At 50.0% G+C, this 15,305-nt stretch carries 3 protein-coding genes; all 3 read left to right on the plus strand.

From position 1 onward, the window contains the following. The first annotated feature begins 193 nt into the window (after positions 1-193). Entirely contained in the window at positions 194-5,623 is a 5,430-nt protein-coding gene (locus AABK40_RS16925; RefSeq protein ID WP_338398252.1) for a beta-ketoacyl synthase N-terminal-like domain-containing protein, read from the plus strand. An 8-nt stretch (positions 5,624-5,631) separates the two neighbouring features. Continuing rightward, positions 5,632-8,097, plus strand: a complete 2,466-nt coding sequence (locus tag AABK40_RS16930) for an SDR family NAD(P)-dependent oxidoreductase (protein WP_338398253.1) — start codon at positions 5,632-5,634, stop codon at positions 8,095-8,097. A gap of 183 nt (positions 8,098-8,280) precedes the next feature. Then, on the plus strand, positions 8,281-15,291 hold the full coding sequence (locus AABK40_RS16935) for a beta-ketoacyl synthase N-terminal-like domain-containing protein (protein ID WP_338398255.1): 7,011 nt from the start codon (positions 8,281-8,283) through the stop codon (positions 15,289-15,291). Positions 15,292-15,305: the final 14 nt, after the last annotated feature.

Here is a 15,305-nt window from a genome sequence, read left to right on the forward strand (position 1 = left end):
AGGTTAATTTTTTCAAAAAAATGATGAGCCCTAACTCCCTCATGCTTAGGGCGCGCAACGACTTCAGTTTTATTTTTGTTCATTATTTTCATAAAAAATTATCGAATTTTGTCACAAAACAGGGGTTGGAATTGCCTATACGTTTGTGAAATGAAAAAAATAACGGCATAACCGTAACAAACCAAATATTTTTATGGCTGACACCAATCAATTATTAAAGGAAACTCCAGTGGCAATTGTCGGAATGGCATCTGCCTTTGCAGACTCTAAAAACCTCGACCAATATTGGGAAAATATTGTCGATGGTGTTGATTGTATTACTGAAGTTCCTGCCTCTCGATGGGCAGTGGAAGATTATTACGATGCAGATCCTCGCGCCGAGGATAAATCCTATTGTAAGATGGGCGGTTTCCTTCCTGATCTGGGCTTCAACCCTATGGAATTCGGACTTCCACCAAACATCCTTGAAGTTACTGATGCTTCACAGTTGCTTTCCTTGCTGGTGGCACGGGATGCACTGATTGATGCCGGTTACGCACCAGGATCGGACGCCTTCACTGCCGCAATGCGTGAGCGTACAGGTTGTATTCTGGGTGTAGGTGGTGGACAAAAATTAATTACCCCACTCACCGGCAGACTCCAGTATCCTATCTGGCAAAAAGTGCTTTCATCAATGGGTTTGCCACAGGCAAAGATTGATCAGGCAATAGAAAAAATGAAAAAGGCCTACATTCCATGGACAGAGAACTCTTTTCCTGGAATGTTGGGCAATGTGATCTCTGGTCGGGTAGCGAACCGCTTCGACCTCGGAGGCATTAACTCTGTGGTTGATGCGGCCTGTGCGGCATCGTTGTCAGCCATAAAAATGGCCGTTGGCGAACTCATCGAGGGCCGTTGCGACATGATGATCACCGGAGGGGTAGATACCGACAACTCCCCATTCATGTATATGTCGTTCTCCAAAACACCGGCATTCTCCAAACAGGGCAGTATCCGTCCTTTCGATCATGAAGGCGACGGAATGCTGATCGGTGAAGGTGTCGGCATGATCGTCTGTAAACGCCTTGAAGATGCAGAGCGTGACGGCGACCGTATTTATGCGGTACTGAAAGGGATCGGCGGATCAAGCGACGGACGATATAAAAGTATTTATGCCCCTCGCCCGGAAGGGCAGGCATTGGCAATGGGCCGTGCCTATGAGGAGTCGGGTTATCCCGCACATACCGTCGGGCTGATCGAAGCCCACGGAACAGGTACCAATGCTGGTGATGCTTCCGAGGCCCGCTCTATGGGCATGGTGTTCTCCGAGGGCAACGACCGCAAAAATCATATTGCACTGGGGAGTGTAAAATCGCAGGTAGGCCATTGTAAGGCTGCTGCGGGTGTTGCAGGAATGATCAAAGCCGCTTTGGCATTACACCATAAGGTGTTGCCGGGCACGATCAACGTCAGCAAGCCCAACCCAAAAATGGAAATTGAAAAATCACCCTTGTACATCAACAGCATGACAAGACCGTGGTTCAGAAAGGATTCACACCTGCCTCGCCGGGCGAGTGTCAGCGCTTTTGGCTTTGGCGGTGTGAACCTTCATATGGCAATGGAAGAGCATACTTCTACTGATGAGGCCTATCGGGTTCATCAACTGTTTCAGGGCATCCTGTTGTCGGCACCTACTACAGCCGAACTTCAGGGCGTTGTCAGCGCACACTTAAAGGCGCTTGAAACTGCGGAAGATGCTACCTTCTACCTGAAAGAACTTGCCGTAAAATCGGCACAACAGCAAATTCCGGCAACGCACCCACGAGTGGGCTTCGTAGCCAAAGGCGTTCAGGAAGCCAACAAAAAATTTATTGCAGCGCTGAAGTTACTCAGCGAAAAACCAGGAGCGCAGTCGTGGTCACATCCACTGCTTGGCATTTGGTTCAGGGCTGCAGAAGCCAACGAAAAGGCCGTAGCCTTATTTGCAGGTCAGGGGTCTCAGTACACCAATATGGGAAATGCCCTTGCGTGCAGCTTCCCACCGGTACGGAAAAGTTTTGAAGCGGCCAATCAGGTTCGTCAGGCACAAGGGTTGCCATTACTGACCGATACCGTTTTTCCTGTTCCGGCTTTTGATGCAGAAGCACAAAAAGCACAGCAGGCCGAACTGACCAAAACAAATCATGCACAGCCTGCTATTGGCGCATTGAGTGCCGGCATGTATCAGTTGCTGGCATCGGCAGGTTTTAATGCAGACTTTTTCGCCGGCCACAGTTACGGAGAAATCACAGCCCTTTGGGCGGCGGGGGTGATCGATGAGGCGACATTCCACCATTTATCTTCTGCGCGTGGTGCGGCAATGGGTGCCAATACAGGCACTGATGCCGGTTCAATGCTTGCTGTTAAAGCATCAGCAGAGGCCATTGCACCAAAGTTACAAGCCTTTCCTAATGTTCAGGTAGCGAACATCAACTCGAATCAGCAGGTGATCCTCGGCGGGGAGACAGCAAGCCTTGAAAAGTTGAAAGACAGCCTGAAAGCGGAAGGACTGATGGCCACGATGTTGCCCGTAGCGGCGGCTTTCCATACGCCATACGTCGAGCATGCTTCGGCACCTTTTGCTGCAGAAATTGAGCAGGCGACTTTTCGGGCAACAGACAAGCAGGTGTATTCCAATACCAGCGGACAGCCTTTTGAAAATGAGCCTGAGCGCATCAAGGCAAGCCTGAAAAAACATATGCTGAGTCCGGTACATTTCCGCGAGCAGATCGAAAATATTTACGCCGCGGGCGGACGAATTTTTGTGGAATTTGGCCCCAAGAATATCCTTTCCAATCTGGTGAAAGATATTTTGGGTGATCGTCCGCATACGGTGGTGGCGATGAATGCCAACGCCAAGAAAAACAGTGAGCAACAACTGCGTGAGGCGGTGATGCAGCTTGCTGTATTGGGCATGCCCGTTCAGCAGTTTGATCAGTTCCAGCGACCATTGACCACGCCAACCCCTAAAGGGAAGATGAATGTCGAGATCAGTGGAAACAACTATGTTTCTCCGCAGCGTCAGCAGGCATGGAAAGAGGCCATAGCCATCGACAATGCAGGCTCGGCAACCACCGAGGCCCCTGCCCAGGGACTGGCGGAAGAAATCGAAACGGTGATGGTGGAAACACAGGACATCGCTGCCTATGTTCAGGAAAAATTACAACAAAAACAGGAATCAGAAACGAAAGAATCCATGGCTACGCAAGCACAGTTAGATAAAATTGCAGCAGATTTAGAGCGATTGACCGCTCAGCAGAGTAGAATTGAAAATATGTTGGCGGCAATATTCCAGCAACCGCTGGGTAATCTGCTTGGTGGCGGTGTTCAGGCACAGCCACAGGCCGCAATTGAAGCTCCTGCCCCTCAGGAGGCGCCTGTTGCTGCAAGCCCTCAGCCAACGGCCGTACCTGTGGCAGCCCCTGCCGAAGTAGCGACGCGAACTTCAGCACCAGCACCAACTCCAACCCCAACCCCAGCGCCAGTAGCAACATCAGCCCCAGCGGCTTCAAATGGTTTGAATCGTTCAGACATCGACGCCTCTTTAATGGAAGTGATCGCTGAGAAGACCGGTTACCCTTCGGAGATGTTGGAAATGTCAATGGACATGGAAGCTGATTTGGGAATTGACTCGATCAAGCGTGTAGAGATTTTCGGAGCGATGACCGATGCCAACCCATCAATTCAGGGTGTTAATCCATCAGATTTGGCGGAATTGCGCACCTTGGATCAAATCGCGGAATATATTGCAGGCAAAGCGGGCGCAACGGCTCAGCCAGCTGCGGCAGCACCGGTAGCGCCAGTAGCGACTCCAACTCCAACTGCAACGCCAACACCAACTCCAACTCCAACTCCAGCTTCAGCACCATCAGCCCCAGCGGCTTCAAATGGTTTGAGTCGTTCAGATATCGACGCCTCTTTAATGGAAGTGATCGCTGAGAAGACAGGCTACCCTTCGGAGATGTTGGAAATGTCAATGGACATGGAAGCTGATTTGGGAATTGACTCGATCAAGCGTGTAGAGATTTTCGGAGCGATGACGGATGCCAATCCATCAATTCAGGGTGTTAATCCATCAGATTTGGCGGAATTGCGCACCTTGGATCAAATCGCGGAATATATTGCAGGTAAAGCGGGAGCAACGGCTCAGCCAGCAGCGGCAGCACCGGTAGCAGCCCCAACCCCAACCCCAACACCAACTCCAACTCCAACATCAGCACCAGTAGCACCATCAGCTTCAAATGGTTTAAGTCGTTCAGACATCGACGCCTCTTTAATGGAAGTGATCGCTGAGAAGACCGGTTACCCTTCGGAGATGTTGGAAATGTCGATGGACATGGAAGCTGATTTGGGAATTGACTCGATCAAGCGTGTAGAGATTTTCGGAGCGATGACCGATGCCAATCCATCAATTCAGGGTGTTAATCCATCAGATTTGGCGGAATTGCGCACCTTGGATCAAATTGCGGAATATATTGCAGGTAAAGCGGGTGCAACAGCTCAGCCAGCAGCGGCGGCACCGGTAGCGCCAGTAGCGACTCCAACTGCAACGCCAACACCAACTCCAGCTTCAGCACCAGTAGCACCATCAGCTTCAAATGGTTTAAGTCGTTCAGACATCGATGCTTCATTAATGGAAGTGATCGCAGAGAAGACAGGTTACCCAGCCGAGATGTTGGAAATGTCGATGGATATGGAAGCTGATTTGGGAATTGACTCGATCAAGCGTGTAGAGATTTTCGGAGCGATGACAGATGCCAATCCATCAATTCAGGGTGTTAACCCATCAGATTTGGCGGAATTGCGCACCTTGGATCAAATCGCGGAATATATTGCAGGTAAAGCGGGTGCAACAGCTCAGCCAGCTGCGGCGGCACCGGTAGCGACTCCAACACCAACACCAGCTCCAACTCCAACATCAGCACCAGTAGCAGCATCAGCGCCAGCGGCTTCAAATGGTTTAAGTCGTTCAGACATCGATGCTTCATTAATGGAAGTGATCGCAGAGAAGACAGGCTACCCAGCCGAGATGTTGGAAATGTCGATGGACATGGAAGCTGATTTGGGAATTGACTCGATCAAGCGTGTAGAGATTTTCGGAGCGATGACGGATGCCAATCCATCAATTCAGGGCGTTAATCCATCAGATTTGGCGGAATTGCGCACCTTGGATCAAATCGCGGAATATATTGCAGGCAAAGCGGGTGCAACGGCTCAGCCAGCAGCGGCGGCACCAGTAGCAGCCCCAACCCCAACACCAGCTCCAACTCCAACATCAGCACCAGTAGTAGCATCAGCGCCAGCGGCTTCAAATGGTTTAAGTCGTTCAGACATCGATGCTTCATTAATGGAAGTGATCGCAGAGAAGACAGGTTACCCAGCCGAGATGTTGGAAATGTCGATGGACATGGAAGCTGATTTGGGAATTGACTCGATCAAGCGTGTAGAGATTTTCGGAGCGATGACCGATGCCAATCCATCAATTCAGGGTGTTAATCCATCAGATTTGGCGGAATTGCGCACCTTGGATCAAATCGCAGAATATATTGCAGGCAAAGCGGGCGCAACCACAGAAACGGCAACGCCGGGAAAGATCATGGCCTGACCCAATACGTGTCAGGCAATTATCCAGGCGTACCACGCGCTGCCGTTCGGTTGAAATGGATTCCTCAGGCAGATCAGCTCATCATTAAAGGTAAAGTAGGTGCATTAACGGTACTGACCAACGAGGGCACAGCCCTTACGGCAACCTTATGTGAACACCTGTTGAGCCATGGGCATCAGGTGGTGGTATTGACTCCTCCTGAATCACTGGTAAGGAAAGCATTGGTAAGCCTTCCGGCTGGCGTAAAGGAAATTTTACTGCCAGAAATCAGCGATGAAGCCATAAAAAATGCGGTACTTTCCATGAATGCTCCCGTGGCAAATGTGGTGGCTTTGCACCCTCATTTCCGATTCCCATTGGGGCAGCTTGGTCGCCATTTCGAAACCGAAAAAGCATTGGTGAAAATGGTTTTCTTGCTTGCCAAACATTTGAAAGCAAGCCTGAACAAGCTGGCGGAAGAGCAGCGCACCAGCTTCATGACCATCACCCGACTCGATGGCGCACTCGGAACCGCCAACCCGGGGAATGTCTCGGTAGTGGGCGGTGGCCTGTATGGGCTGACCAAATCCCTGAACCTCGAATGGTCGAAGGTGTTTTGCCGCAGTGTGGACTTCGATTTAACACTTCACCCTTCCGCAGTGGCCGATTTGATCATTGCCGAGATGCATGATGCCGATCAGTGCATGAGCGATATCGCCTACAATGCATCGGGGCAACGGGCAGTATTGGTGGCGGAAGAAATGCCTCCGCTTAAAGATACATCACTGACCTCTACCATTGATCAGCAGGCGGTCTTTTTGGTTACTGGTGGGGCAAGAGGCGTAACAGCAGATTGTGTAAAAGCGATGGCAACGACCTTCAAGTGTAAGTTTATCCTCGTCGGGCGTTCCGCCCTGAGCACCACGGAGCCGTCATGGGCAAATGGCATTGCTGACAGTCCCGGACTGAAAAGAAAAGCCATGGAATTCCTGAAGGCACAAGGGGAGAAACCTTTGCCGAGAACCATCAATAAATTGGTTGGTGGTGTGGAGGCACAGCGGGAGATTTTGGAAAATATGGCCTTCATGCGATCGCAGGGAGCAGAAGCCTATTATGTTTCGGCCGATGTAACAGATGTGGAATCGCTGAAAGCTGCCGTACAGCCGGTCGTTGCTAAAACAGGCACCATTACCGGCTTGGTTCATGGCGCTGGCCGACTCGCAGATAAACTGATAGAAGACAAAACGGAAGCAGATTTTGACGCCGTTTACGATGTGAAAATTCAGGGATTGCAGGCGGTAACGCAACTGGTGGACATCCACAGTATCAAGCATGTGGTTTTCTTCTCCTCAGTAGCCGGATTTTATGGAAATGTTGGGCAAACCGACTATGCCATTGCCAATGAGGTGTTGAACAGAACAGCACATGTATTCAAGAAAAATCATCCTGAATGGCACGTAACGTCTATTAACTGGGGTGCCTGGGATGCCGGAATGGTCTCTGGGGAACTCAAGAAAATGTTTGAAGCCCACGGCGTGAGTCTGGTGCCTTCACAGGAGGGCCCCATAGCGATGGTCGATCAGCTGAGCACTGCTTTTGCAGATCAGCCACAGGTGATTTTGGGAGGAACTCTTCCTTTGGCCAAAGCACCAACGGATGGTGATTTAGCCAAGAACGTGATCAGCAGGGTACTGACGGAAGAAGCCAATCCATTTTTGGATCATCATAAAATTCAGGGCAATGCCGTTCTGCCAATCATCAATGCTTCGGTATGGATGGCCCAATCGGCGGCAGATTTTTATGCCGGATATCAGGTGCACCGCGTGGAAGATGCCAAGCTGTTCAAAGGGATCGTCTTTGATGGCAAGCAGCCTCTTGAATACTTGCTGACCCTCGAGGAAATCAGCAAGGACGAGCAGCAGATCACCGTGAAAGTAACCATTTCTTCGGATAGCGGCGGAAAGCTGCCACTGAACCATTATCAGTCCACCGTACACCTGCTTGCAGATCAGCCGCAGGCACCGATCTTGCCTTTACCACAAGTTCAGGCGGTAGAAGTGCAGGATGCTTCGGGAATTTATGCCGATGGCACACTGTTTCACGGAACGGATTTTCAGGGCGTAAAGCAGATTATCTCTGTCACCAAGGAACAATGCCTGTTGCTTTGTGAGCATCAGGGCGTAGCGCCAGAGCGTCAGGGGCAATTCCCTGTTAAGGCACTGAACCCATTCCTGACGGATATTATGTATCAGGGGCTTTTGGTTTGGGTACGGAAGTATCACGACTGTGCCTCCTTGCCCTTGCGTACCGAGTGGGTGGAAACCTACAGCGCGTTGCCATTTGGCAGGCCGTTCTATGTTTTGCTGAAGGTATTGAAATCTGATGATTTCAGTATGGAAGCCGACATTGAAGCTTTCGATGCGGAAACGGGTGAACTGTATATGAAGAGCCATCGTGCCGGTGTAACCATCAGCAAGGAACTGGCCTGGAATTAATTAGATCCACCCCTGGCGCAAGCGTCCTGCTTGTGCCGGGGGTGGGTGATACTTTCTCGCAAGGCGCTGTCTTGTGAGAAAGTACAACTATTCTATTGAATGGCTATCACGAGAGGGACTCTCGAGATAGTTGCATTGATACGGGCAATGTCCCTTGTCAATCACAACCCACTGACACACAACATGAGTAATCATAAAGAAAAAATCGCCATCATCGGGATGGGAGGGCTTTTTCCCGGTTCTGATAACCTGGACCAGTTCTGGACCAACCTGATGGACAATAAAGACCTGGTGAGCAAGTCTGGAAAGGAACAGTTTGGTGCTGAGCCTGCAAAATACTACCACGACGAAAAAGGAAAACTTGACAAATGTTACTCCCTCCGCGGAGGCTATGTAAAAGATTTTCAGTTTGATGCGGAAGGATTTCAGCTTAAAGCAGACGTTTTGCTTCAGCAGGACAAACAATTTCAATGGTCATTATTTGTTGCCCGTGAGGCGCTGAAACATGCCGGATACTGGGGTAAGCCCATGGCCGACTGTGGCGTAATCATGGGTAATTTGTCGTTCCCCACCCAGCGTTCCCGCCAATTGCTTTCAGAGGTTTATGCTGATATGGCGCAGGAGCTGATCACCGAACTGACCGGCCACCAAGTGAAGGTCCCACCTTACCAGACCAATTATTCAGCAAGCCTCGAAAACACCCTGCTTTCCAATGCCCCCGCAGCTTTAATAGCGCAGGCTGTTGGACTGAAAGGCACACACTACGCCCTGGATGCCGCCTGTGCGTCTTCATTGTATGCCGTAAAGCTGGCGTGTGATGAACTGCTGAGCGGGAAATCCAATATGATGCTGGCCGGAGCGGTCAGCGGATCCGATCCCCTGTTTATTCACATGGGCTTTTCGTATTTTCATGCCTATCCACGCATGCACGAAACCTCGGCACCACTGCAAAGTGCTTCCGGTGGACTCACTTCTGCGGAAGGAGCGGGTATGGTGGTACTGAAGCGCCTGTCGGATGCAGAAGCACAGGGCGACCAGATTCTGGCAGTCATTGATGCCGTAGGGTTATCCAACGACGGCAAAGGTAAATTTTTGCTCAGCCCAAATCCCAGAGGACAAAAATTAGCATTTGAAAGGGCCTACGCTCAAACGGACGTTACCCCTCAGCAAATCGACTATTTGGAGTGCCATGCCACCGGAACACCACTCGGCGACAAAACAGAGATGAACTCCATCAGTGATTTTTTTGGAAGCAATCCTCCACAAATTGGTTCGGTGAAATCAAATATGGGGCATTTGCTGACCGCCGCCGGCATGACGGGCCTGATGAAGGTAGTACTGGCGATGCGCGAAAAATTTATTCCCGCCACCATCAAAGTCGATGCACCTTTGCAGGTGGATGGCTGTAAGGTAGGCGGCGAACAGATGGTGCTGGAGAATCAGGCGTGGAATGCCAAAAATGGTACCCCCCGTGCAGGGATTAATGCCTTCGGTTTCGGGGGAACGAATGGCCATATTATTTTATCGGCTTACGAAGAAGAACAGGAGCAACAAAGTACTTCTTCAGCAGAAAAGACAGCCGAGAAATACAGCCCTTCACCTTTGGCGATCACGGGGATGGACTTGCATTTTGGGGAAGTAACCAATTTGGAAGAGTTCTATTTCACGCTTTTTGAAGGAAAACAACATTTTCGCTCATTGCCTCCACGCCGATGGAAAGGCCTGGAGCAGTTGCCTTCGGTAAGTCGTTTGTTCGGCCTGCCCGAAGCAGAGAAAATTCAGGGCAACTGGCTGGAGTCCTTCGACCTGAATTTGCGCCGATTTAAAATTCAACCTAAAGAAGCCCAGCGCCTGACCTTTCAGCAAACTTTAATGCTCAAGGTGGCCGATCAGGCACTCAAAGATGCTCAAATGGAGGGTCTTGAGGGTAAAGGTGCCAATGTTGCCGTACTGATGGCCATGGAGTCTGAGCTCGAAATACATCACCGAATGGGGCGATGGGATTTGAGCTGGCAGGTTACACAGGCACTCGAACAGGCAGGCTTGTCGATGGAAGATGCCAAGGAATCTTCCCTGACAGGCATTCTCAGAAATGCGATATTCCCAGCCTTTGATGACCACTCGCCAAGCGAGCATACCGGCTTTATCGGCAACATCATTTCCAGTAGAATTTCTGCTTTATGGGATTTTACAGGTCCATCATTTACCATTTCATCCAATGAAAATGCGGTTTACAAAGCACTCGAAGTAGGACAAAACCTGCTGGCCACAGGCGAAGTGGACGCCGTAGTATTGGGGGCCATTGACTTGGCCGGAAGTTTAGAAGGTGTGGCGACGAGACACCACCTTCATCCGATGAATGACGGTACCGCATCATGCTCATGGAGCAAAGATACCAGCGGCTGGCTCGTTGGGGAGGGTGCCGGCGCCATTGTGCTCAAGCGCAAATCCGACATCACCAATGAGCGCGTTTATGCATATATGGACGGTCTGGCCATTGTGCAGTCGCAAAAAACCGACTTGCGTGGTGCCGTGGATAGCGAGACGATCAAATCCGCTGCCCAGCAAGCGATGAAGCAGGCAAAGGTAACGGCCAAAGAGGTCGGGCTGATTGAGGTGGCCGCAAATGGCGTTGCACATGATGATGCCGCAGAGATGGAAGCTCTGAGTGCTTTATTCCCTAAAATGCCGCCGCTTGCAGAAGGGATGCCGGCTTATCCTACCACAGCAATAGGAACAGCCAAAGCGCATATTGGCCATACTTTTTCGGCCTCGGGCATTGCCTCTATCATTAAAACGGCCCTGTCGTTGTATCATCGTTTTGTGCCGGCAATTCCACAATGGTCTGCCCCAAAAACAGAAACACAACTGTCGGACTCCGCTTTTTATTTCCCAACGGTTTCCACGCCATGGTTTCCCGAAGTTTATGCCCAGCGTCTGGTGGCAGGTGTTCAGGGCATCAGTTCAGATGGTACCGCCGCTCACCTGATTTTGTCAGAAGGCAGCCACCCAACTTCAAGCAAAGGATCAGCCTACCTGAAGAAAGGGGGCGCAAGGCTGTTTCCTTTTTCTGCACCTACGGTAGAAGCATTACAGGCGGAAATTTTTGCGCAGGAGGCTTCTTCGGCGGATTTCACGGACTTGTCGGATCGGTTGTGTGAAGCGTTTTCCACTTCTAAATCCGTTGCTGTGGCAGTAATTGTCGCCGCAAACCCAAAGGAACTTAAAAGAGAGCTGGCACTTTTCGGTAAAAATCTGCTTAGCTGTGCCAAAGCCGGAAAAACATTGCAAACACCTTCGGGCAGTTATTTTACACCTAACCCATTGGGTGAAGAGGGTAAAATTGCCTGGATGTACCCTGGTGCGGGCTCGGCTTATATCGGTCTGGGAACAGCCTTGTTTCAGGCTTTTCCAGATTTATATGACGTGATCCGATCAAGGGTAAACCATATGCAGTCGGCGATTTTTGCTCCCGAGATTTATCCCCGAAACCTGCATGCCCTCAATGAGGAAGAGCAACGTCAGCAACTTCGCAGATTGCGCAGCATGGCGCTGCCGATGATGTCGGCAGGTTGTACCTATTCTGCAATGCTGACCCATATTTATCAGGAAAAACTGGGCGTGCCAGGTGATGCCGTGCTGGGTTACAGCATGGGCGAAACCAGCTCGATGATGTATGCGCAGAATGTATGGAGCGCCAAATATATCGATCAGAAGTTTTTGACCTCCAACCTGTTTTCGGAAAAAGTAGGTGGGCGACTGACCCTCCTTGCCGAACACTGGGGTGTTACGCCCAAAGAGGCCAGAGGCCGATGGACGAGCTATTTGCTGAATGTGCGTGGTGGTATGTCGGGTTACAACACCCTGGCCGACTGGTGTACAGCCGAGCTGTTGCCGCTGCATGAAGAAGTCTTTTTGTCTTTTATCAACACCGACGAGGAGATCATTATTTCTGGTGACCGTACCGCTTTGCTTCAGGCATTGGAAAAATTCGGTCTGCAGGGCATGGAAATCCGCAACAACAATATTGTACATCATGATTTCTGCCGACGGGAAACGGAGGCTTTCATTGAGATGCACATGTTGCCTATCGCATCGAAGCCACCACTCGCTTTTTATTCGGGCGTAACGGGCAAACCTTTACCGCTGGAACAACAGGCTTTGGCAGAAAATGCCATGGAGGTTTGTTGCCAAAAAGTGAACTGGCCAATGCTTACCCGCAGCTTGCATGCCGATGGGCACCGCCTGTTTGTGGAGGTGGGCGCCAATGCGACCCTCAGCCGCTGGACGGACATCAACCTGAAGGATAAGCCGCATGTTTGCATTCCTTCTGACCGCAAAGGGGTGAGTGCACTGAAAAACCTGTGTGCTACCACTGCCATGATGATGGCGCATGGTGTAGCGGTAAACCTTACTGATTTTTACACACCGGAGGCAGAAAAGCCACAGGAGAAAATTTTAAATATCAGCCTGAAAACGGGGGGAGAGCCCTACCGGGAGTTTGCCTTGACGGCAACACATCGGGCGTTGTTTCAGACCGGCATTACCAAAACAGCCGTTGCCAGCACAAAAAATGGCCATAAAAGTCATTCGGAAATGCTTCAGCAGCCGGCAGCGCCATTACAGCAGACCGCTCAGGCAGCCACTACTGAAAATACCGCTACTTCTTTCGGAGGGGCGGCTCAAAAATTAAACATCACGGACAACAATCATATGAATACGACCACTTTTTCTGTTGAAGCCCAATTGGGTGAAAATGGCTTGAAACTTCAGGATTATAATGATCCTATGTACCTGAATGGCAAAAAAGTCATTTGGGATGAAAAAGACCTTGAAACTTTTGCCACAGGTAAAATTGCCGATGTTTTTGGCGAGGAGTTTTCGGTGATCGACAGTTATAAGCGTCGGGTAATGTTACCGATGCACCCTTATTTGCTGGTGAGCAGGGTAACCGACCTTAATGCCAAAACGCATGAGTACAAGCCTTCGACCGTAACGACGGAATATGATATTCCTTACGGTTCAAAGTTCACGACCGATCAGCAGATTCCTTGGGCAGTGGCCGTAGAGTCGGGGCAGTGTGATTTGTTGCTGATCTCTTATCTGGGGATTGATTTTGAAAACAAAGGGGAGTATGTGTATCGCCTGTTGGATTGTACGCTGACTTTCATGGATGATCTTCCTTATGAAGGGCAAACGCTCCGTTATGATATCAGCATCAATAATTATGTCAGAAATGGTAAAAACCTGTTGTTCTTCTTCAGCTACAAATGCTATGTTGAAGACCGCCTGGTATTGAAAATGGACGGCGGTTGTGCTGGGTTCTTCTCTGATGCTGAACTGGCAGAAGGGCAGGGGGTTGTTTTCTCTCCTTCGGAATTGGCTGACCGTGCAGGACGTAAAAAGCAGTTCTTTACCCCACTTTTGGCATGTGATAAAACGACTTTCAATAAGGAAGAACTGCGCAATATGGTTGCCGGTGATTTTGTGTCCTGTTTTAATGAGAACTACATCAGCAATGGTAAAAATAAATCTTTGCGTCTGCCTCCTGAAGAGATTCTGATGCTCGATCGCATCACGAAAGTGGAGCGTACCGGAGGTACTTCAGGTCTTGGCTATATTGAGGCGGTAAAAGACCTGAAAGCTGATGACTGGTATTTCCCTTGCCACTTCCGTGATGATGAAGTTTTGGCGGGCTCGTTGCAGGCAGAAGGTGGCGGACAGCTGTTGCGCTTCTTCATGATGTATCTTGGGATGCAACGCCTGACAAAGGATGCGCGCTTTCAGCCGGTTTTGGGTGTTCCGCAGAAGGTGCGTTGCCGAAAAGAGGTGCCTGCCAAGGATGGCCAGTTGATTTATAAAATGGATGTGAAGGAAATCGGCTTGACGCCGGAGCCTTATGTAATTGCCGATCTGGAGATTCATTATGATGGCTACATTGCCGTATTTTTTGAGAATCTCGGCCTGAAATTGCAGGAGAAGGACAATCCGAATTACCTGAAATCAACCAAAAATTTGGTCAATGGTATTGAAGTGAAGCCGACCGAGCAACCAGTCTTGTTCAATGAGTCGCAGATCACGCAGTTCGCTTTGGGCAAGGTGAGTGATTGCTTTGGTCCGGAGTATGATGTCTATGAAGGACGTTGCCTTTCTCGTCAGCCGAACACGGATTTGCAGTTTATCAGCAGGGTATTGTCGGTGGATGGCGAGCGCCATACCTTCAATAACAGTCCGGTGATTACTTCCGAATATGATGTGCCGGCAGATGCCTGGTATTATCAGCAAAATGCCTCGCCGGAGATGCCGTATTCGGTATTGATGGAGGTGGCTTTACAGCCTTGTGGTTTCTTGGGGGCGTACCTCGGTTCTACTTTGGCCTTCCCTGATAAGGATTTGTTCTTCCGTAACCTTGATGGTGACGGAGAAATGGTGAAGTGGGTGGATCTTCGTGGCAAGACAGTAACCAATAAGTCCTGTTTGTACAGTCACACCAACTTGGCGGGCACCGTGCTTCAGCGTTACCGCTTTGAGTTATTCGTTGATGGGGAGTTGTTTTATAAAGGAACATCCTCTTTTGGGTTTTTCACCAAAGACGACCTTGCCTCGCAGGCAGGTCTGGATCAGGGAAAGATTGTTAAACCGTGGAAAGATGAGGCGAAAGCCGGAGGCATGAGCATTGATTTGTCGAGCCCTTTTGCACAGAAAAAATTATTCAGCCCAATATTTTCTGCATCGCCACAGCTGCATTTGTCGGGTCAGCAACTGAAACTGATTGACCGCGCAACGGTGATCAAGGACGGCGGAAAACATGGGCAGGGCTATGTGCTTGCCTCCAAAGAAGTGAAAGCACACGAGTGGTTCTTTACCTGCCACTTTTATCAGGACAGCGTAATGCCGGGCTCGCTTGGTGTAGAAGCGATGTATCAGGCGATTCAGTTATATGCTGTGCAACAGGGATTGGGTAAAAACCTGCAAAATGCGACCATTCAGCATGTAGGTGGTGCCCATAAAACGGTTTGGAAATACCGTGGGCAAATTTTGCAGACGGATCATGAGATGAACCTTGAGGTACATATCAAAGAGGTGCGCACTGAGGGTAACCAAGTGGTGATTGTAGCCGATGCATCCTTGTGGAAAGGTGAATTGCGGATTTACGAGGTGGAAAATCTTGGTGTTGAGTTGCGCGGTGCGTGATAATCCAACATTAG

Origin of the sequence: Persicobacter psychrovividus, assembly GCF_036492425.1 — a bacterium.
Lineage (GTDB): Bacteria > Bacteroidota > Bacteroidia > Cytophagales > Cyclobacteriaceae > Persicobacter > Persicobacter psychrovividus.